The organism is Halomonas sp. ND22Bw (genome assembly GCF_003011945.1).
Classification (GTDB): Bacteria; Pseudomonadota; Gammaproteobacteria; order Pseudomonadales; family Halomonadaceae; genus Halomonas; species Halomonas halophila.
The window spans coordinates 1-19,834 of the sequence record NZ_PXWD01000013.1 but is presented as its reverse complement, the minus strand read 5'-3'; the positions used below and the strand labels follow the sequence as shown (position 1 = coordinate 19,834).

General features: G+C 68.3%; 16 protein-coding genes. 10 read left to right on the top strand and 6 right to left on the bottom strand.

Annotated elements, in window-relative coordinates:
• Positions 1-103: 103 nt before the first annotated feature.
• Positions 104-838, top strand: coding sequence for a ParA family protein (locus tag CVH10_RS14460; protein ID WP_035595192.1), 735 nt, complete (start codon positions 104-106; stop codon positions 836-838).
• Between the two features lie 23 nt (positions 839-861).
• Here CVH10_RS14460 and CVH10_RS14455 read toward each other — a convergent pair whose 3' ends face one another.
• Entirely contained in the window at positions 862-1,842 is a 981-nt protein-coding gene (locus CVH10_RS14455; RefSeq protein WP_106489057.1) for a CHAD domain-containing protein, read from the bottom strand.
• Between the two features lie 90 nt (positions 1,843-1,932).
• Positions 1,933-3,108, bottom strand: a complete 1,176-nt coding sequence (locus CVH10_RS14450) for an NAD(P)/FAD-dependent oxidoreductase (RefSeq protein ID WP_035595121.1) — start codon at positions 3,106-3,108, stop codon at positions 1,933-1,935.
• A gap of 288 nt (positions 3,109-3,396) precedes the next feature.
• Here CVH10_RS14450 and CVH10_RS14445 point away from each other — a divergent pair, with 288 nt between their 5' ends.
• The 9 genes from CVH10_RS14445 to CVH10_RS14405 all read left to right on the top strand — a co-directional run bounded on the left by CVH10_RS14445 (position 3,397) and on the right by CVH10_RS14405 (position 15,164).
• Positions 3,397-4,539, top strand: coding sequence for an efflux RND transporter periplasmic adaptor subunit (locus CVH10_RS14445; RefSeq protein ID WP_106489056.1), 1,143 nt, complete (start codon positions 3,397-3,399; stop codon positions 4,537-4,539).
• Positions 4,539-7,652 carry an efflux RND transporter permease subunit gene (locus CVH10_RS14440; protein ID WP_106489055.1) on the top strand — a complete coding sequence of 1,038 codons (3,114 nt, stop codon included), beginning with the start codon at positions 4,539-4,541 and terminating at the stop codon, positions 7,650-7,652. The genes CVH10_RS14445 and CVH10_RS14440 overlap by 1 nt, the downstream gene beginning before the upstream one ends.
• A gap of 153 nt (positions 7,653-7,805) precedes the next feature.
• Entirely contained in the window at positions 7,806-8,210 is a 405-nt protein-coding gene (locus CVH10_RS14435; RefSeq protein WP_106489054.1) for an STAS/SEC14 domain-containing protein, read from the top strand.
• Positions 8,211-8,688: 478 nt separating this feature from the next.
• A complete protein-coding gene (locus CVH10_RS14430) occupies positions 8,689-9,354 on the top strand; it encodes a response regulator (protein WP_035595133.1) in 666 nt (221 codons plus the stop codon).
• A complete protein-coding gene (locus CVH10_RS14425; RefSeq protein WP_369335810.1) occupies positions 9,341-10,684 on the top strand; it encodes an ATP-binding protein in 1,344 nt (447 codons plus the stop codon). The genes CVH10_RS14430 and CVH10_RS14425 overlap by 14 nt, the downstream gene beginning before the upstream one ends.
• Before the next feature lie 45 nt (positions 10,685-10,729).
• Positions 10,730-12,667, top strand: a complete 1,938-nt coding sequence (locus CVH10_RS14420) for a copper resistance system multicopper oxidase (RefSeq protein WP_106489053.1) — start codon at positions 10,730-10,732, stop codon at positions 12,665-12,667.
• A 9-nt stretch (positions 12,668-12,676) separates the two neighbouring features.
• A complete protein-coding gene (locus CVH10_RS14415) occupies positions 12,677-13,444 on the top strand; it encodes a copper resistance protein B (protein WP_106489052.1) in 768 nt (255 codons plus the stop codon).
• Positions 13,445-13,538: 94 nt separating this feature from the next.
• Positions 13,539-14,354 carry a cytochrome c gene (locus CVH10_RS14410; protein ID WP_106489051.1) on the top strand — a complete coding sequence of 272 codons (816 nt, stop codon included), beginning with the start codon at positions 13,539-13,541 and terminating at the stop codon, positions 14,352-14,354.
• A gap of 75 nt (positions 14,355-14,429) precedes the next feature.
• Entirely contained in the window at positions 14,430-15,164 is a 735-nt protein-coding gene (locus CVH10_RS14405; protein ID WP_106489050.1) for a hypothetical protein, read from the top strand.
• A 23-nt stretch (positions 15,165-15,187) separates the two neighbouring features.
• Here CVH10_RS14405 and CVH10_RS14400 read toward each other — a convergent pair whose 3' ends face one another.
• The 4 genes from CVH10_RS14400 to CVH10_RS14385 all read right to left on the bottom strand — a co-directional run bounded on the left by CVH10_RS14400 (position 15,188) and on the right by CVH10_RS14385 (position 19,754).
• Positions 15,188-16,978 carry a diguanylate cyclase gene (locus CVH10_RS14400; protein ID WP_106489049.1) on the bottom strand — a complete coding sequence of 597 codons (1,791 nt, stop codon included), beginning with the start codon at positions 16,976-16,978 and terminating at the stop codon, positions 15,188-15,190.
• 144 nt (positions 16,979-17,122) lie between these two features.
• Complete coding sequence (locus CVH10_RS14395) at positions 17,123-17,428, bottom strand: hypothetical protein (protein ID WP_146142936.1); 306 nt, start codon at positions 17,426-17,428, stop codon at positions 17,123-17,125.
• A gap of 649 nt (positions 17,429-18,077) precedes the next feature.
• On the bottom strand, positions 18,078-18,851 hold the full coding sequence (locus CVH10_RS14390) for a glutaredoxin (protein ID WP_200880077.1): 774 nt from the start codon (positions 18,849-18,851) through the stop codon (positions 18,078-18,080).
• A gap of 246 nt (positions 18,852-19,097) precedes the next feature.
• On the bottom strand, positions 19,098-19,754 hold the full coding sequence (locus CVH10_RS14385) for an SOS response-associated peptidase (RefSeq protein ID WP_106489047.1): 657 nt from the start codon (positions 19,752-19,754) through the stop codon (positions 19,098-19,100).
• Positions 19,755-19,834: the final 80 nt, after the last annotated feature.

Genomic DNA, 19,834 nt, shown 5'->3' with positions numbered 1-19,834 from the left:
CCACCTCGACGTGATTATCATCCTGCCGTAACACACTGACATGGCAGGCCTGTTATGATTTTGTTTCGACAACGTGACGGAACGACGACAGGACATGGACCCCATGCGCATGCTGGCGCTCTATAGCATCAAGGGCGGCGTCGGCAAGACCGCCTCCGCCGTCAACCTGGCCGCGGAAGCCGCCCGGGCGGGATATCGCGTACTGCTCTGGGATCTCGACCCCCAAGCGGCCACCAGCTTCTATCTGCGCGTCAAACCGAAGGTCCGCGGCGGCGTGGACAAGCTGGTCAAGGGCAAGGCGTCCTTCGACAAGGCCATTCGCGCCACCCAGATCGAGGGGCTCGACCTGCTGCCGGCGGCGCTGGCGTCACGCGAGATGGATGCCCTGCTCGCCAAGCGTGACGGCAGCCACCTGCGTCGGATTCTCAAGCCGGTGCGCGACGACTACGACCTGGTGATCCTCGATTGCCCGCCCAGCCTCTCGCACCTCTCGGAGAACATCTTCTCCAGCGTCGACGCCCTGCTCGTGCCCGTGGTGCCGACGGTGCTATCGCTGCGTACCCTGGACCAGCTTCAGGACTTCCTCGACGACCACGACATCGCCTGCACGGTGTGGCCCTTCATCACCCTCGCCGATCGCCGACGCACCCTGCACCGTCAGGTCATGGACGGCTTCCATGAACGCTGGCCGCTGCGGCTGTCGATCGATATTCCCTCGGCCAGTGCGGTGGAACGCATGGGCCTGGAGCGTGCCCCGGTGCGCGACTACGCCCCGCGCACCGCCGCGGCCAAGGCCTACACCGCCCTGTGGCGGGAGATCGAGCAGCGCCTGCGCTGAGGCGCCGCCCCCGTTCTGCGCGCTCAGTCGACGCGCATGGCGGCGAGGGCCGCTTCCAGCCGGTCTGCCAGCGTCAGCGGCCCGCCCTGGTCGCCCGGCCCGGCCGAGCGCGCCACCTCCAGGGCGCGGTCGTAGTGGGCCAGGCGACGTTCGCGATGGGCCCTCGCCAGCCCCATGAAGCCGCGCAGATGACGCGGCGCCGCGGCCCGAGCCTCCTCGCCCTCGGCCGCCAGCGCCAGCTTCTCCCGCGCCTCCTCCTCGGCATGGGCGGCGGCCGCCGCCGTCAGGGCCGGTTCCCGCACCAGGTCGTCGTGCAGCACGCCGAAGGCATCCTGGAACGCCTTCATGGCCTTCTCCGCCTCATCGAAGATCGGCGCCTCCCCCTTCAAGGGCTTCAGCAGGTAGCGGATGCGCTTGCCGGTGATGCGCGGACGATGCAGCGCCTCCTGCGACTCCGGGGAGTCGATGGCGGCGATCTCTGCGATCAGGGTCTCGTGCAGGGCAGCCAGCTCACGGGCCGTCGCCTCGCCGAAGCGGGGCCCACCGCCCTTCTTCGCCAGTGCCGCCAGGGTCTCGCCGAGCTCGCGATCGAGCCCCGGAAACCCCGCCTCCAGCACGCAGCGGGCCTCGGCATAATCGGCCTCGACCCGGGCCCTCAGCCGCTCGCTCCACCAATCGACGGCGCCGCGCTCGGCGTTGCCCAGCGACGGCCGCTCGGCCTCTAGCCAGGCCAGCATCACCTCGCCGTCGCGGGCCTCATTGGTGGCCCGGGCCAGGTCGCGCAGACGACGCCGCTGCGTCTTGGGAATCGCCACGCCCGGATAGCTGCGGTAGGCCTTGAGCCAGGAACGCAGGCGGCGCAGCGCCACCCGAAAGTCGTGCAGCCCCTCGGGATCCTCGGGGTCCTCGATGCGCGGCCAGGCCGACCGGGCCTGGGCCAGCAGGGCCAGACCCTGACGCCCGACCACGCGGCTCAGACGCTTGCGATGCAGCGGTTTGCTCATGACGACCTTCCCTCCGGTGGCGAGCGATGCCCCCAGTATAGGCCGGCCTAAACCGTTGATAGCATGAGGAGTCTTGCCCGGGCAGACGACCTAGACCGCTTGGCCGCAGGCCACACCGGACGCCCAGGCCCACTGGAAGTTGTAGCCGCCGAGCTGGCCGGTGACGTCCAGCACCTCGCCGATGAAGCGCAGCTGGGGCAGACCGTTGACCTCGAAGGTCTTCGACGACAGCGCCCGGGTGTCGACGCCGCCCATGGTGACCTCGGCGGTGCGCCAGCCCTCGGTGCCGGCGGGCTTGATCCGCCAGTCGTTGAGGCGTGAGGCCCAGGCCTCGAGGTCCGCATTGGAGCGTTCGGCCATGGGGCCGTCGCCGCCATGCCATTCGACCAGCGCCTGGGCCAGGCGCCGCGGCAGGCGCTCGCCGAGCCAGGTGGAGAGGCGCCGTTTCGGCGCCTCGCGCCGGGCGGCCGCCAGCCCCTCGAAGGCCGACTCCCCAGGCAGCAGATCGATGGCCAGCTCATCGCCGGGATGCCAGTGGCTGGAGACCTGCAGCAGCGCCGGCCCGGACAGCCCGCGGTGGGTGAACAGCATCGGCTCGCGGTATTCGCCGTCGCGGCAGCGCGCCACCACCTCGGTGGAGAGCCCGGACAGCGCCGCGGTGCGTTCCTTCCAGGCCGAGGTCAGGGTGAAGGGCACCAGGGCGGCCCGGGTGTCGGTCACCTCGAGGCCGAACTGGCGGGCGATCTCGTAGCCGAAGCCGCTGGCGCCGAGGGTCGGGATCGACAGCCCGCCGGTGGCGACCACCACCGCCCCGGCCTCGATGCGCCCGGCGGAGGTGTCGAGCCGCATGCCCTCGCCCTGGCGCTCGAGTGACTCGACGGAGGTCTTGAGGCGGATCTCGACGCCCGCCCAGTCGCATTCGGTGAGCAGCACCGCCAGCAGGTCCTTGGCCGAGTCGGCACAGAACAGCTGCCCCGGCGCCTTCTCCACGTGCTCCAGGCCGTGGCGCTCGACCAGCTCGACGAAGTGCTCGGGCCGGTAGCGCTTGAGCGCCGAGATGCAGAAGTGGGGATTGCTGGAGAAGAAGTTGGCCGGGGCAGTATCGAGGTTGGTGAAGTTGCAGCGCCCGCCGCCAGACATCAGGATCTTCTTGCCGGCCTTGTTGGCATGATCGATGACCAGCACCGACCGTCCGGCATAGCCGGCGGTCAGCGCGCACATCAAGCCGGCGGCGCCGGCGCCGATAATCACCACGTCATACGTCATGCCAATACTCATCTCACTCCCCATGCCACCGGACCGCGCCCGGGGCGGACGCCCGCAAAAGGGCGACATGGTACCAGAGCCTGTCGGCGCGAGCCCGCCACGACGCGCCTCGCGCAACGGCGTGTTGTCGCAGGGAGAACGAGTTGCGAAAACATTGTGCAAAGCGCGCCGCGTTGACATCCTGGCGCCCGGCTTGAGGCATGCTGTCGCCATTCTTCGACGTTTTTCGTATCACCACTCGACCCTCTCCCCTGTCAGGGCCGACGCCTCTCTTTCGGACACTCGCTCATGAACCACGCATTCGCCACGCGCCGCGCCAGGCTCCACCGATCCGGGCCGGCCATGCCGAGCCTGCTGCTGCTCGCCCTCTGCTCGGCGCTGACGTTTCTGGCCCCGGCCGCCCTGGCCCAGCCCGCCGGCATGCCGCCGACGCCGGTGATCGGCGCCGAGGCCGGCCTGGAGGCCTGGTCGGACCCGCTGGAATCGCTCGGCACCCTGGCCGCCAACGAGAGTGTGACGCTGTCGTCCACGGTCACCGACACGGTGACGGCGATCAACTTCGAGGGCGGCGAGACGGTCAGCCGCGGCGACGTGCTGGTCGAGCTGTCCGACGCCGAGGAACGGGCATCGCTGCGAGAGGCCCAGGCGCTGCGCGTCGAGCGCCAGAACGCCGTTGACCGCCTGGCCCAGCTGCAGGAACGCAACCTGGCCCCCCGGGCCGACATCGAGGACAGCCGCGCCCAGCTGCAGCAGGTGGATGCCACCATCCAGGGGCTGCGCGCGCGACTCGACGACTATCGCATCACCGCGCCCTTCGACGGCGTGGTCGGCGTGCGCGGCCTCAGCGTGGGCGCCCTGGTCTCGCCGGGCGACGAGCTGGCCACCCTGGACGACGTCTCGCGCATGAAGCTCGACTTCGAGGTGCCGGAGGTCCAGCTCGGTGCCCTGGCCGAGGGGCTGACGCTGAGCGCCACCACCGCCGCCTATCCGGAGCGCGTGTTCGAGGGCGAGATTGCCATCATCGACTCCCGGATCGATCCAGCCAGCCGCAGCGTCAGCGTGAGGGCCATGCTCGACAACGACGAGCGGCTGCTGCGACCCGGCATGCTGATGCGCGTCACCCTCGACCGCCGTCCGCGCCAGACACTGGTGATCCCCGAATCCGCCGTGGTCCCCGAGGGGAGCCGTCAGTGGGTATGGGTGGTCACCTCAACGGAAGACGGCAACGTGGAGCGCCGCGAGATCGCCGTGGGCGCGCGCCGACGCGGCGAGGTGGAGGTCATCGAGGGCCTGGCCCCCGGCGACCTGGTGGTCAGCCACGGCGCCGATCGCCTGCACGACGCTTCCAGCGTGGAGCTGATCGGTATCGCCGACGACACCACCAGCGTCAGCGACATCCTGCGCGCGACCCGCGACGGAGATGACGCCTGATGCGACTGTCCGACATCTCCGTCCAGCGACCGGTGCTGGCCATCGTCATGGCGGCGCTGATCGTCGCCTTCGGCCTGCTGGCCCTGACCCGCCTGCCGCTGCAGGAATACCCCACCATCGATCCGCCGATCGTCAGCATCAGCACCTCCTACCCCGGGGCCAACGCCGAGGTGGTCGAGACCCGCATCACTCAGGTGCTGGAGGAACGCGTCGCCGGCATCGCCGGCATCGAGGTGATCTCCTCCACCAGCAGCGACGGCAACTCCAGCATCACCATCGAGTTCGGCCTGAACACCGATGTGGATGCCGCCGCCAACGACGTGCGCGACCGCATCTCCGGCGCCGCCGACAATCTGCCCGAAGAAGCCGACTCGCCCGAGGTGCGCAAGGAGGACACCAGCTCCGAGATGGTGATGTGGCTGATGCTCTCCGGCGAGGGCTACACCACCGCCGAGTTGACCGACTACGCCGAGCGCTACCTGGTCGACGGCTTTTCGGTGCAGGAAGGCGTCTCCGGGGTGTTCGTCGGCGGCGGCCGCGAGTACGCCATGCGCGTGTGGCTCGACAACGATGCCCTCGCCGCCCGCGGGCTGGCGGTCAGCGACGTCGAGAGCGCCCTGCGCGAGGAAAACGTCGAGCTGCCCGGCGGCGCCGTGGAATCCGCCGACCGCCAGTTCATCGTGCGTCTGCCGCGCAGCTTCGCCACCCCCGAAGACTTCCGCGAGCTGGTGCTCGCCCGCAGCGACGGCGGCTACCTGGTACGCCTGGCCGACGTGGCCCGGGTGGAGATCGGCACCGTCGAGGAGCGGTCGCTGTTCCGTGGCAACGGCCAGACGGTGGTCGGCCTGGGCATGATCAAGCAGTCCACCGCCAACGTCATGGCGCTCTCCGACGCGGTGCGCGCCGAGGCCGAGCGGGTCGGGCCGCGGCTGCCCGACGGCATGAGCCTGGCGGTCAACTACGACGCCTCCACCTTCGTCTCCGGCGCCATCCGCGAGGTGGTCAGCACGCTGCTGATCGCCATCGGCCTGGTGGTGGTGGTGATCTTCGTGTTCCTCGGCAACCTGCGCACCACCCTGGTCCCGGCGGTCACGGTGCCGGTGACGCTCATCGGCACCTTCGCCGCCCTGGCGGCCATGGGTTTCACCATCAACCTGCTGACCCTGCTGGCCCTGGTGCTGGCCATCGGGCTGGTGGTGGACGACGCCATCGTGGTGCTGGAGAACATCCACCGGCGCATGCATCTCTACGGCGAGACGCCGCTGGTCGCCGCCTACCGCGGCGCGCGCCAGCTGGCCTTCGCGGTGATCGCCACCAGCCTGGTGCTGATCGCGGTGTTCGTGCCGCTGAGCTTCATTCAGGGCGACGTCGGCAAGCTGTTCACCGAGTTCGCGCTGACGCTCTCGGCGGCGGTGGCCATCTCGTCGCTGCTGGCCCTGACGCTGAGCCCGATGATGGCCTCCAAGATCCTCTCGCCGAGCCTGTACGAGGGCCGCCTCGCCCACTGGGTCGACGGCGGGCTGAACTGGGCCCAGGAGGTCTACCGACGCTGCCTGGAGGCGGTGCTCAGGCTGCGCTGGCTGGTGGTGGCAGGCTTCGTGGGGCTGATCGCGGCCATCGCCTGGCTCTATCCCCAGCTGCCGGCGGAATACACCCCGCAGGAGGACCGCGGCAGCTTCTTCGTGCTGATCAATGGCCCGCCCGGCGCCACCTTCTCGTACATGGAGGACTACATGGACGAGGTGGAAGCCCGGCTTTTGCCGCTGCGCGAGGACGGCGAAGTCGAGGACGTGATGGTCATGTCGCCCCGCGGGCGCGGCCGCACCGAGAACTTCAACTCCGGTTTCGCCATCGTCGGCCTCGCCGACTGGGACGAGCGAGGCCCGGCCGGCCCGGTGTTGAACGAGGTACGCCGGGACCTGGCCGAGCTCCCCGGCATCCGCGCCTTCCCGATCATGCCCCAGGGGTTCGGTGGCGGCAGCCAGCAGGGCCTGCAGTTCGTGCTCGGCGGCGGCAGCTACGAGCAGCTGGTGACCTGGCGCGACGCCCTGATGGATCACATCCGCCAGGACAACCCGGGGCTTCTGAACCTGGAGAGCGACTACGAGGAGAACCAGCCTCAGCTCAGCGTGAACATCGATTACAATCGCGCGGCCGACCTCGGCGTCACCGTCAGCGATATTGGCCGCACCCTGGAGACCCTGCTCGGCGGGCGGACCGTCACTCGCTTCACCGACCGCGGCGAGGAGTACGACGTCATCCTCGAGAGCGAGCGCGGGGCCACCCCGACGCCGGGCGCCCTGGAGAGCCTGCGGGTGCGCTCGGCGCGCACCGGCGAGCTGATACCGCTATCCAGCCTGGTCGAGATCGAGACCTACGCCGGGCCCAGCCAGCTCAATCGCTACAACCGGCTACGGGCGATCACGGTCCAGGCGGACCTGGCCGAGGGCTATTCCATGGGCGAGGCATTGGCCTACCTGGAAAATGCCGTGGACGAGGTGCTGCCGCCCGGCGTGCAGACCGACGTCAAGGGCGAGGCACGGGACTATCGCGAGTCCAGCGGCGCCACCACCTTCCTGCTGGTGCTCGGCACCCTGGTGGTGTTCCTGGTACTGGCCGCCCAGTTCGAGAGCTTCGTCCACCCGCTGGTGATCATGCTCACCGTGCCACTGGCCATCGGCGGCGCCCTGCTCGGGCTGTGGCTCACCGGTCAGTCGCTGAACATCTACAGCCAGGTGGGACTGGTGATGCTGGTGGGCCTGGCGGCCAAGAACGGCATCCTGATCGTGGAGTTCGCCAATCAGCTGCGCGACCAGGGCACGGCCTTCCGCGAGGCCCTGCTGCGCGCCGCCATGACCCGGCTGCGCCCCATCGTGATGACCTCGGCCACCACCATCGCCGGCTCGGTGCCGCTGATCCTCTCCAGCGGCGCCGGCGCCGAGACCCGTCTGGTGATCGGCACCGTGATCTTCACTGGCGTGGCCGCGGCGACCTTCTTCACCCTGTTCGTGGTACCGGTGGCCTACGACCTGCTGGCCCGGCGCACCGGCTCGCCCGGCGACGTGGCCCGCCGCCTGGAACGGGAGATGGACGAGCTGCCGGCCCAGCACTGAGGCCGCGTCACCGCCGTCAAAAACGGGGCCCGGCGTCGCACGCGACGCCGGGCTTCGCTGCCTTTCGGCGCCGAGCCACGGCCTTTCGCCTCGCCAGCGACTATGCTCAGGGTAAGACACGACCATCCCAGCCAGAGCCAGGGAGGCCCGATCATGCTTGAACTCCTGCCCTCGGGGGCCGATCACGTGGTGGCGATGAAGGTCAGCGGCCGCGTCACCGCGCCGGACCTTCAGGTGGCCATCGATGCCATCGAGGCGACCAAGAAGACCCAGCCCCGTATCAGTCTCTACGCCGAGATCGACGAGATGCGCTGGATGACCTTCACCGCCTTCCTGCGCGACCTCGGCTACGGCCTGACCCAGATCGGCGATCTCAACCGCTACTATCGCGCCGCGGTGCTCAGCGACAAGCATTGGGTGCGCCACCTGACACGGCTGGAGAATCATCTGTTCAAGTCGATGGAGATCCGCACCTTCACCCACCGCCACAAGCCCGACGCCCTGGAGTGGGTGGCGCATCTGCCCTCCCCGCCGGCCGGCCGCCGCACCGGGGCATAGCGCCGGCGACACGGCGCGCGGCTCACCCCAAACGTGGTCCACGCCAAAAAATGCCCCCACGAGGGGGGCCAAGCAGGGAAAAGTGACGTCTCGATCACGTCGGAACAATGAGACTTGGCGGCTGCCCGCAGGGGGTACGGGCACCGCCGGGCGCTCACCGAGCCCCTGGCATGCGCGGGCCGTCCATGGCCCGACCTGCCCCGGCCCTGGTGGCCGAGTGCACGCCATGACTCCATAATGACGCTCCGCCCGGCTTCCGGCCGCATGGCATCGACGCCACGGCACGTAGGACATGGCAGACACCGAGGCGACGCTCGTTGAACCACCGGGTCAGCCATGGCGACATCGCGCGGACGAGTCACACCGTCCTTTCAGCGGCCATTCAGCGTGCCGGGGTATGAAGGGTCGGCCGCCCTGCCGCCGGGGCGGCGTCGTGCTGTGTCCTGCCAGCCTGGGAAAGCCAACACCGAGGAATGCCATGAAACTGCTGCTCGTCGAAGACGATGACCTGCTGGCCGAGAGCCTGGCAGAGGCCCTCGGAGACGACGGCTATCTCGTCGACATTGCCCCCCGTCTGCACCAGGCCGATGCCCTGATGCAGACCGAGGAATACGGCCTCATCATCCTCGACATCGGACTGCCCGACGGCTCCGGCCTCGAGCTGCTCGAACGCTGGCGCGCCCGGGGCCACCGGCACCCGGTACTGGCACTCACCGCCCGCGACACCTGGGAAGACAAGGTCGATGGCCTGCGCCGCGGCGCCGACGACTACCTGACCAAGCCCTTCCACGAGGAAGAGCTGCTGGCCAGGCTCCACGCCCTGCTCAGACGCCAACGCGGCCACACCGGCCAGCTGCTGTCGGTCGCCGGCCTGCACCTCGACGAGTATCAACAGCGGGTCAGTACCGATGGCGAGACCTGGCAGACCCTGACCGCCACCGAGTTCCGGCTGCTGCGCTACCTGATGCATCACCCCGACCGCGTACACTCCAAGTCGCGACTGCTCGACCAGCTCTACACCCTGGAGCAGGACGCCCCGGCGCCCAATCTGGTCGAGGTCTACATCGGCCGCCTGCGCCGCCGACTCGGCCGCGACGTCATCCAGACCCGGCGTGGCCAGGGGTATCTGCTTGCCTCGTCCTGATCGACGCAGCCTCAAGACGCGCCTGCTGATCTGGCTGGGCGGCGGCGCGCTGGTGGTGATGGCCGTGACCTGGCTGCTCCATGGCATCCTGCTACGTGACCTGGCCCGGGACTTCCTCGGCGACCGGCTGCGCGAGGAAGCCGACTACACCCTGGAACAGCTACGCCAGGCACCGGACCAGCGTCCACCGCTCGGCTCGTCGTCCAGTCTGACAGCGCGGGTCTTCCACCACCTATATGTGCTGGAGCTCGACGGCGAGATCACCACCTCACATCCGGACTGGCTCGACGCCCTCGCCCCCTTGCTGGCATCAAATAACAGGGCGCTGCACGACGTGAAGGCACGAGGCAGCCACCTGCTGGTCTATCGCCAAGCCTTCACGCTGGACGGCCACGAGGGCGTACTGCTGGTCGGCGAAGGATTCGGGCGTGTCGAATCCGGGCTGAGCCGCCTCCACTGGTGGATCGGCATCATCGCCGGCCTGATCCTGCTGCTGCTGATCGTCCTGAACCTGCTGGCAGTGCGAGCCGGCCTTCGCCCCATCGCGCAGCTGCAGCAGCAGATCGACGAGCTGCGACAGGGGCGGCGTTCGCGACTGCAGCTGACGGTGCCCAGCGAGCTCGAGACTCTGGTCACGCAGCTCAACCGCTTCATGGATGCCCAGGACGGCCGCCTACAGCGCTCGCGCCACGCCGTGGCCGATCTTTCCCACGCCCTGAAGACACCGCTGGCCGCGGTCATGCAGGCCATGCGCGGCAATCGGCCCATCGATGCCTCGCGCCGGGCCAAGATCCTGACCCGCCTGGAGGACATCCAGGCCCAGCTCGACGCCGAACTGCGCCGTTCGCGCATCGCCGGCACCGACTCCGGCCAGCACACCCGGCCGCAGCGGGACCTCTCCGCTCTGCTGGACATGTTCCGAAGCCTCTACCCCGACAAGCACTTCGACGTGCAGGCGATGCCCGACGCGGCGGTCAACCTGGCGATGGAACGGCAGGACTTCATGGAAATGGCCGGCATCGTGCTGGATAACGCCGGCAAGTGGGCCCGGCATCGCATCGCCGTGCGCGCTCACCTCGACGACGGCCTGTGGCTGGAGATCGAGGACGACGGCCCCGGCGTGCCCGAGGATCGGCTCGACCGGCTGGGAGAGCGCGGCCAACGACTCGATCAGGGCCGTCCGGGCCACGGCCTGGGGCTCTCGATCCTGATCCAGTTGCTCGACCACTACGGCGGCAGGGTCGACTTCCATTCACCGCCCGGAAAGGGGCTCAGGGTCACGATTCGCGTGCCACCGCACGACGTCCCGATTCAGCCAGGATTCAGCTGAGCCGATCATCCTCGATGCCTTACATCGCTTCGGGAGGCATCACGCATGACGGCGACCACGTCCCCAGGGACTTCCCTGACCCGGCGCCAGCTCCTCAAGGGCGCCAGCGCCCTGGGAGTCGGCTCTCTCGCTCTGGGGCTGGGCAACGCCCCAGCCTGGGCCTCCCCCTGGGGCCAGACGGCGGCCTATCCGCAGGGCATCGAGCGTGGACCCGAGATCTCGCTGGCCGTTCGCCGCGAGTCCGGCGCCGTGGCCGGCCGCGACGCTCGCCCGATCACCATCAACGGCACCAGCCCGGGGCCGCTGCTGCGCCTGCGCGAGGGTGACGACGCGGTGCTGCGGGTCACCAACCTGATGGACGAGCCCACCTCGATCCACTGGCACGGCCTGATCCTGCCGCCGGAGATGGACGGTGTACCCGGCGTCAGCTTCGCCGGCATCGCCCCGGGCGAGACCTTCAGCTATCGCTTCCCGGTGCGCCAGAACGGCACCTACTGGTATCACAGCCACTCGGGGCTGCAGGAGCAGCTCGGCCACGCCGGGCCGCTGATCATCGATGCCGCCGAGCCGGAGCCGTTCCACTACGACCGCGAGCACGTGCTGCTGCTGACCGACTGGAGCTTCGAGGAACCGAGCACGATCTTTCGCCACCTGAAGACCGCCGAGGGCTACTACAACTATCAGCAGCGCACCGTCGCCGACCTGATCGCCGACGTCCGCCGCCAAGGCCTGGGCGATACCGCCGCCGAGCGCGCCATGTGGGCGCGGATGCGCATGAGCTCCCGGGACATCGCCGACGTCACCGGCAGCACCTACACCTACCTGATGAACGGCCAGTCGCCGGAACAGAACTGGACGGCACTGTTCAAGCCCGGCGAGACCCAGCGGCTGCGGGTCATCAACGGCTCGGCGATGACCTACTTCGACGTGCGCATCCCCGGCCTCACCATGACGGTGGTGGCCGCCGACGGCCAGCCGGTCCAGCCGGTGCCGGTCGAGGAATTCCGCATCGGCATCGCCGAGACCTACGACGTGCTGGTGACGCCCGAGACGAACACCGCCTATACCCTGTTCGCCGAGTCCATGGACCGCAGCGGCTACGCCTGCGCCACCCTGGCGCCGCGGCTGGGCATGACCGCTCCCCTGCCCGAGCGGCGCCGCATCGTCGACCGCGGCATGGAGGCCATGGGCGGCCACGGCGGCATGGACATGTCGCAGAGCGAGATGCCGGGCATGGAGCACAGCGGCATGGCCGGCGCGGGCGCTGCCACGGATCATGCGGGAATGGGGCACGCGAACGACGCCGCGATGGCCGAGCCGGCCGCCGCCACCTCGGGCATGACCGCCGCCTCGATGAGCGGCATGAATCACGGCGGCATGGCCCAGCACGGAATGGCACATGAGGCCGGCGCCGGCGCGCGCATGGCCGCCCAGGTGCACGATGACGCCTCACACGGCGCCATGGCCGCCGGCACGATGGCCTCGAGCGCGGGCCATCAGCCTCCCGGCACGGCCGTGGCCGGCTCGCGCCTCGACCATCCGGGGATCGGCCTCGACCCCGAGACGCGCCGCGTGCTGGTCTATCGCGACCTCAAGGCACGGCATCCCTGGCCGGACCGCCGCCCCCCCGGCCGCGAGCTGGAGCTTCACCTGACCGGCAACATGGAGCGCTACATGTGGTCCTTCGACGGCAAGAAGTTCAGTGAGGTCGACGGGCCGATCCACTTCGAGAAGGATGAGCGCCTGCGGCTGATCCTGGTCAACGACACCATGATGGAGCACCCCATCCACCTGCACGGCATGTGGATGGAACTGGAGAACGGCGCCGGTGAGCTGATTCCTCGCAAGCACACCCTGAACGTCAAGCCCGGCGAGCGCGTCTCGGCGCTGATCACCGCCGATGCCGAGGGCAGCTGGGCGTTCCACTGTCACCTGCTCTATCACATGGATGCCGGCATGTTCCGGGTCGTCAACGTCGCGTAAGGAAGGCTCATGAAACGCTATCACATTGCCCTGGGCGTCGCTGTCGGCGCCGCCACCTTGACCGGCATCGCCGAGGCGCAGGACGGCTACCGGGCCCCGGTGGACTGGCCGTCGCCGGTCGTCGAGCACCTCCACGGCGCGCTGATCGTCGACCGCCTCGAGTACGCCATGCCCGACGAGGGCGACGATGCCCTGGTCTGGGACGTCAGCGCCTGGTACGGCGGCGACGTCAACCGTGTCTACCTCCAGGCGGAGGGCGAGAACGTCCAGGGCGACGGCGAGGACGCCGAACTCGAGAGCCTCGACCTGCTCTACAGCCGCCTGATCGCGCCTTTCTGGGAGCTTCAGGGCGGTGTCGGCTATCAGGGCGGCATCGCCACCGACGACCATGATGAGCGCTATTTCGGCGTCGTCGCCCTGCAGGGGCTCGCCCCCTACCGCATCGAGACCGAGCTCGACCTCAGGGTCAGCGACGAGGGCGATGTCTCGGCCAGCCTCGAGGGCGAATATGACCTCAGGCTGACCCAGCGCACCTTCCTGCAGCCGCGGGTGGAAGTCGCGCTGGCCGCCGACGAGGTGCCGCGGCTCGGCATCGGCGAGGGGCTGAATCACCTGCGCACCGGACTGCGCCTGCGCCACGAGATCACCCGCAAGTTCGCGCCCTACGTCGGCGTCTACTGGGAGAAGCGCTACGGCGACACGGCCGACTTCGCCCGCGCCGACGGCGGCAGCACGGAAGACACTGGCGTCGTGGCCGGGCTGCGTCTGTGGTACTGACAAGGCATCATGGTCGCCCGGGATTCAGCACCATTTCAGCCTTTGCCACCAGCCTGACCTTCCCGCGCCTTCCCACCACTCCAGGAGCCTGACAATGAAAGCCTGGCACGGACTCTTCATCGGCGGCGTCTCGGTCGCCCTCGGCGCCGGCGCCTTCGTCTACAGTGGCGTCTACAACGTCTCCGCGCAGGAGGAGCACCTGCCCGTCGTCGAATGGGCATTGCACACCACCATGCGCCAGTCCGTGGACGCTCGCGCCGAGTCCATCGAGACGCCCGACCTGACGGACGCAGCGATGATCCGCCAGGGCGCAAGCGCCTACGAGTCGCTGTGCGCGGCCTGCCACCTGAAGCCTGGCATGGATGACACCGTGCTGCGCCAGGGCCTCAATCCCATGCCGCCAGATCTGACCCAACCCGGTGACGCCACTCCCAAGGAACAGTTCTGGATCATCGAGAACGGCATCAAGATGACCGGCATGCCCAGCTGGGGCGCCACCCATGAAGACCAGGAGCTGTGGGAACTGGTCGCCTTTCTGCAGGAGATGCCCTCGCTCTCCGAGCAGCAGTACGACGCACTGCTGCGGGATGACGGTCCGAGCATGGCAGCCGCCTCGCGCGACGTGTCCCCGGCCGACGACGGCCACGATCACGAACACGGCGACATGAGTGCCATGACCGAGCACCATGACGACACCGCCCCCGCGCCCGGCTCCGCCACGGCCAACGACGGCCACGATCATGAGCATGGCGACACGAGCGCCATGACCGAGCACCATGACGACACCGCCCCCGCGCCCGGCTCAACCACGGCCGACGACGGCCACGATCACGAGCATGGCGACATGAGTGGCATGTCGGCCCAGAACACGACGAACCACGACGATGGCCACGAGAACCACGATCATTGAGTCGGCTCCCCGGACAGCGCCGGGGCTTTTGCTTTAGGCTGGGGAGCGATCCGCGAGGCAACGACAGGGAACGTCATGTTCGAATGGTTAGCGCAGCACCGGGACGTGCTGGTCGTCTTCATCAACCTGGTCACGCTGGCCATCTGGCTGGTGTATGCGCAGCTGCTCTACTGGGGCTTTCGCCGACAGCGGCGCCCCAGGCTGTTGATCAACCGCGGCAAGAAACGCGACATCGATGCCCTTTGCATCATCAGCAACATGAGCGCCGAATCGATCTTCCTCGAGTACATCGTCGCCGACCTCGAGACCTCGCGGGGCACCATCACCGTGGACGTGACCGATCGCGAGCAGCAGTACAGCGAAGGTGACGAGACGCGGGGCGACACGACCACGCACGACGGGTCTCCCCCCGAGCGGCGCCACGACCCGAGTGCCGGACGGCATGACACCCGACAGGGGCCGCTGGACTCGGGCGATTTCCTGCACATCGGCACCTTTTCCGGGCTGATCCACAGCATCGCCGAGCTGGAGGGCATCGAGATGGCCGGCCATCGCCCGGCGGATGATCTGGTGCTGCACAGCCTGACGATCCGGCTCATCGGCATCTACGGGCCAGAGGACATGCCGGTCGGCGCCGAGCGGCGTTTCCGGCTCGAGGATCGCGGGGATCAGTGTGCCCTGACGCCGGCGAGCTGGGACACCAAGCGCCTCGCGTCCTGGCGGCAACGACGTCGACTGCGGCGGCTGATCCAGCGGCTCAGCGCCCAGCGCACCGACCGACTGATCGGCCTCTCGGACCACGCTCGTTAAGCATCGCTTTCTCCGGCCGGCCATCACGAGCCTTCGGCGCACCGCCGCTCGTCACGCTTGCTGGCATACATCGCCGCGTCCGCGCGGCGCATCAGCGACTCGAGGTCCTGGGTGCCGGAGGCATCGAAGCCGATGCCGATGCTGACCCCGACCCGCAGTGCCGTGTCGTCCGAGAGCCGGATCGGCTGGTGGATCGCGGCATCGAGGCGCTGCTTCAGCGCCTCGACCTCCTCGGGGCCGCTCAGGTCCTCACACAGCACCAGGAATTCATCGCCGCCGATGCGGGCGCAGTGATCGTGCTGGCGTATCTGGTGGCGCAGCCGCCCGGCAATGACCTGGATGACGCTGTCGCCCGTGGCGTGGCCGTACCGGTCGTTGATCGGCTTGAAGTCGTCGAGATCCAGCATCAGCACCGCCAGCGGGCTGCCGTTCTTCTCGCGGCGCCCCCAGGCCGCCGCCGCGCGATCGGCCAGGCCGGTGCGGTTCAACAGCCCGGTCAGGGTGTCCTGGCGGGCCATCTCCTCGAGCTCCGCGGTGCGCTCGGCGACACGCTTCTCGAGGATCGATTCCTGGGTCTTCAGCGACGCCACCAGCTGCGCCTGGGCCTTCTCCTTCTGGCGCTTGAGCGTGTTGAAGCGCGCCGCCAGGGCGAAGGACAGCAGCAGCATCTCCAGCGCCGATCCCGCCTGGATGCCGTACAGCGTGAAGGCGTTCGAGGGAATGATGCCCAGGTTGCGCAGGGCGAAGATCGACGCGCCCACCAGCAGGAAGGCCCAGGCCAGCACGAACAGCCTAGCGCCCGGTACGCGGCGGTAGGCGCAGGTGACGGCACAGGCCAGCAGCGACAGGCAGGTCACCAGTCCGACCACGTCCATCAGCTGCAGGGCCCCGCGGCGCGGCAGAAGGACGGCGCCGATCATGCCCGCCAGGCACGCCATCAGCAGCCAGCGCAGGGCGCGATGCCAGCCCGGCGCGAAATGCCGGGTACGCAGGAACTGCTGGGCGAAGAGCGTGCCCAGCGCCGCCGAGAGCGTGAACCCTAAGGTGACGAAGCGAACCGTCGCCTCGCCCAGTCCGCCCCACAGCAGCAGCGGCCCGAGGCCATTGGCGGTGATGACCGCCACGCAGAAGCTGCCGACGAACAGCGCATAGAGCAGGAACACGCGCTCCTGCAGCCCGACGAACAGCAGCAGATTGTAGGCGCCCAGCGCCACCAGCAGGCCGACGTAGGCCGACAGCCAGAACATCTCCCGGTCGTTGGCGACCCGGAAGGCCTCGAGGCTCAGCAGTTCGACGCCGAGCGCCATGCTGCCGGCGCTTTCCACCCGCGCCAGCAACGTGGCGGTCTCGCCGGCCTCGAGGTTCAACGGAAAGGAAGGCAGGCGATGCGCCACCGCTCGCCGCTCGGACGGCACCACCAGCCCGCTCTGCCATGCGTCCACGATCGCACCGCCTTGCACCCGATAGAGCGAGACGTGCTCCAGCAGCGGATAGACGAAACGCAGCACGGCCTCGCTCGCGCCATGCGCCCCGCCCGAGATTCGCAACCGCAGCCAGACCGGATACCCGGTGTAGCCGACGCTCAGGTCAGCCCTCGTCTCGACCGGCCGGAAGACATCCTCCCGGCCGACCAGCTCCTTTGCCTGCCACTGCCCTCCCGGATCGTCCAGCATGGCGACGCTCTCGATGGTCGGCGGCGGCCCCGACGACGCCATGGCGCCGGTGGAGAGCAAGAACGGCAGCACCATGGCCGTCAGCATCGAGCGCAAACCGCACGACAGCAGGATATTCGGGAAGGAAACGCGCAGGATCATGCAGCATGAGCCTCGGAGGCGCCGGCAGGCCGTATACGGAAAGGCTACTCATGGAGGGGCCAAACAGGCAAACCGGAGGCTCAACGGCGGCACCGGACCTCCCTCAGCCAGTCAGCCGCCCCAGCCGTCATCGCGCAAGCGCGGTCAATCCCATCGCTCGTGCGCCTCTTCCCAGCGCTCTCTTTGACGCTCCCTGGCCTCCTCCCGGCGCTCACGTTCACGACGCTCCTCCCGGCGTTCGCGCGCCTCCCCGAGACGCTCCCGTTCCCACTCTCTCCTTCGCTCCCAGCGGTCATCGTCATCCCAGTCACGATCCTCTCTATGACGGTCGCGATGGTATCCGTCATCGATGATGATGGCCGGTACCGAGCTGATCCGGGCAGGCTGATAGCTGCATCCCACCAGGCTCGCCAGGGCAATGATGAACAGCAGCATATGAGGAAAACGCATGGTAACTCTCCCGGCGATGTGCGGCGGCAAGTGTCACCTGCAAGTTAACCGACATTGCCGGGATGCCCCTGTGGCAAAAAGGCAACAGCTGGAGGCAATATCGTGAAAGAACCCGTGGAGAGCCAGCCCTGCCTGCCACGGTGGCTAGAATGACCGTCGCTTCACTTCCCCACCGAGGACGTCATGATCAGAATCGCGAGGATTGGCGCCGCACTGGGGCTGCTGGGAACGCTGGCAGGCTGCGTGGCGTACGCAGACGGATACGGTGGCTATGGAGGATACGAGGATCGGCATCGCGACGATGGCTATCACCGGTACGGAACCCCTGTGCCCAGCGGCCACCAGCCACCGCCCGGTGAGTGCCGCATCTGGTATCCGGACCGGCCCGCCGGCCAGCAGCCACCGCCCGGCCCGTGCCATGAGCTGCGATATCAGGTACCGCCAGGGGCACGGCTGATCTCCGGGTAGTCGCTCCAGCTCGGCGACGCCTGAAGCGCGCCGAAGCTCGGTGTCACCTGGCCGCTCAGGGCGAAGCTGCCGGCCCCGATCATGCCCTCGTGCCCGAGATAACCGCGCCCGCCGGCGTCGGGTTAGCCTCTTGGTATTCGGGTGTATGATCCGAGGACTCGGCCATCCGCCTCCGTATCATTCACAGGATGAGCTGTTTCAGCGGCATCCAGAGCCCCATGCCCATCATGACCAGGTTCTCGGTCAAGGAGACGAAGCCCAGGGGCACGTTGCTGTTGCCGCCCACGCAGGCGCACTTGAGCTCCCGCTTGTCGATGTAGACGGCCTTGAAGACCGACACGGCCCCTACCGTGCCGATGAACAGCGCCAGTGGCGCCGCGAGCCAGATCAGGGCGCCTGCCAGCATCAGGATACCGGCCAGGGCCTCGGCGAAGGGGTAGACGTAGCCGTAAGGGACATGGCGCTGGGCGAGCAGGTCATAGTTGAGGAACATGGTGCTGAAGCTTTCGACATCCTGCAGCTTCTGGAGCCCCAGCAGCACCATGGCGGTGGCAACCGCATACTCGGGCATGCGTGGCGATACCAGAGTGCCACTGGCCGCCCAGCTCACCGCCAGGCCGATCAGCAAGGAAATCGCGAAGATGGCGATGACCGGCTGATAGGTGGTCTCCTTCTCGCCGGGCACGCTCATGCCAAGGTGGGCGCGAACCTCCTCATAGCCTCCCACGCGCTCCTCGCCGATATAGACCTGGGGCGTGGTATCGACACCGGCCTTCTCCTTGAATTCCTCGATCGCGTCCCGCGAGGCGAGGGGGTGATCCTCGACCCGATAGCCCTTGCGCTTGAGCAGATCCACGGTCTTCAGCCCAAACGGACACAGGTGCTCGTCCGTCTTCATGCGGTAGACACGGGCCGTCTGGTGCGGTGCGGAAGACGCCGATGAGACGCTGTTCATGGGCATTCACCTCCTTCAGTGCCTGACAGGCATTCGCGCGTGTGGCATTCATGGCCAGGCGCTTCGGCCATGGCTTCCATGAATTTCCTAGCCTAGAACCCTTGTGCCACCCAAAGGTCAAACCGCCCGCCTCGACTGGACCGCGTTGCCGAGCAGTTTCAGATCGGCCAGAGCCTGACCTGTCATCCATGGAGGACGAACGGCGGGCGACATTGAACTCAATGCGTCCAGGAGATCCGAGGCAATTCAGTCGACGGGCGCGATCAGTTCCGCACCGTCCTGAGTGGGGCGGTTCACGCGCGTACTCACCGGCCACTGAGTCAGATGCTCGGCGGGCATGTGATGGACGACGTGGCGGATCGTCTCGCGGTCGGTCAGGTGGGAATCGAGCCAGGGCTCGAGGCTCTCGGCGTCCAGGACCAGCGGCATGCGCGAGTGGATCTCCGCCGCCACGCCGCGGGCCGGCTCGGTGAGGATCGCGCAGCCGGGCGTGCCGTCCGGCCGCTGGCTCCAGATGCCCGCCAGCCAGATCGGCTCGCGGTCCTCGCGGCACAGGAAGTGCGGCTGCTTCTTTCCGTCCACCGGCAGCCACTCGTACCAGCCATCCGCCGGCACCAGGCAGCGGTGATGGGCGAAAGCCCCTTTGAAGTAGTTGGAGGTGGCCACTTTCTCGACGGTGGCATTGATCGGCTCGGGCGCCTTCTCCTTCGCCCAGTGCGGCCGGCAGCCCCACCACACCTCGTCCATCACCAGCGGCGCCTCATCGCTGGGATGGCGTACCGCGGTGATCCAGGTGCCCGGCGCCACGTTGTAGCGGGGCATCAGCTCTCCCGGCTCCAGCGGCAAGCGCAGAGCCTGGGAGAGCTTGGGATATGGGCTATAGAGAGCGAAGCGGCCGCACATTGTATGAGGTGTGACGGTATTTACCTGACAGTCGGCCGCTGAAAAGCAAAGTGGCCATAGTGCCCCCCGTGGGTTATAGA

What these genes read in the sequence shown, in the direction of transcription:
- CVH10_RS14385 (WP_106489047.1), bottom strand. Translation starts at nt 19,754, where the DNA reads ATGTGCGGCCGCTTCGCTCTCTATAGCCCATATCCCAAGCTCTCCCAG.
- CVH10_RS14435 (WP_106489054.1), top strand. Translation starts at nt 7,806, where the DNA reads ATGCTTGAACTCCTGCCCTCGGGGGCCGATCACGTGGTGGCGATGAAG.
- CVH10_RS14420 (WP_106489053.1), top strand. Translation starts at nt 10,730, where the DNA reads ATGACGGCGACCACGTCCCCAGGGACTTCCCTGACCCGGCGCCAGCTC.
- CVH10_RS14460 (WP_035595192.1), top strand. Translation starts at nt 104, where the DNA reads ATGCGCATGCTGGCGCTCTATAGCATCAAGGGCGGCGTCGGCAAGACC.
- CVH10_RS14445 (WP_106489056.1), top strand. Translation starts at nt 3,397, where the DNA reads ATGAACCACGCATTCGCCACGCGCCGCGCCAGGCTCCACCGATCCGGG.
- CVH10_RS14395 (WP_146142936.1), bottom strand. Translation starts at nt 17,428, where the DNA reads ATGCGTTTTCCTCATATGCTGCTGTTCATCATTGCCCTGGCGAGCCTG.
- CVH10_RS14455 (WP_106489057.1), bottom strand. Translation starts at nt 1,842, where the DNA reads ATGAGCAAACCGCTGCATCGCAAGCGTCTGAGCCGCGTGGTCGGGCGT.
- CVH10_RS14410 (WP_106489051.1), top strand. Translation starts at nt 13,539, where the DNA reads ATGAAAGCCTGGCACGGACTCTTCATCGGCGGCGTCTCGGTCGCCCTC.
- CVH10_RS14430 (WP_035595133.1), top strand. Translation starts at nt 8,689, where the DNA reads ATGAAACTGCTGCTCGTCGAAGACGATGACCTGCTGGCCGAGAGCCTG.
- CVH10_RS14400 (WP_106489049.1), bottom strand. Translation starts at nt 16,978, where the DNA reads ATGATCCTGCGCGTTTCCTTCCCGAATATCCTGCTGTCGTGCGGTTTG.
- CVH10_RS14450 (WP_035595121.1), bottom strand. Translation starts at nt 3,108, where the DNA reads ATGACGTATGACGTGGTGATTATCGGCGCCGGCGCCGCCGGCTTGATG.
- CVH10_RS14405 (WP_106489050.1), top strand. Translation starts at nt 14,430, where the DNA reads ATGTTCGAATGGTTAGCGCAGCACCGGGACGTGCTGGTCGTCTTCATC.
- CVH10_RS14440 (WP_106489055.1), top strand. Translation starts at nt 4,539, where the DNA reads ATGCGACTGTCCGACATCTCCGTCCAGCGACCGGTGCTGGCCATCGTC.
- CVH10_RS14390 (WP_200880077.1), bottom strand. Translation starts at nt 18,851, where the DNA reads ATGAACAGCGTCTCATCGGCGTCTTCCGCACCGCACCAGACGGCCCGT.
- CVH10_RS14415 (WP_106489052.1), top strand. Translation starts at nt 12,677, where the DNA reads ATGAAACGCTATCACATTGCCCTGGGCGTCGCTGTCGGCGCCGCCACC.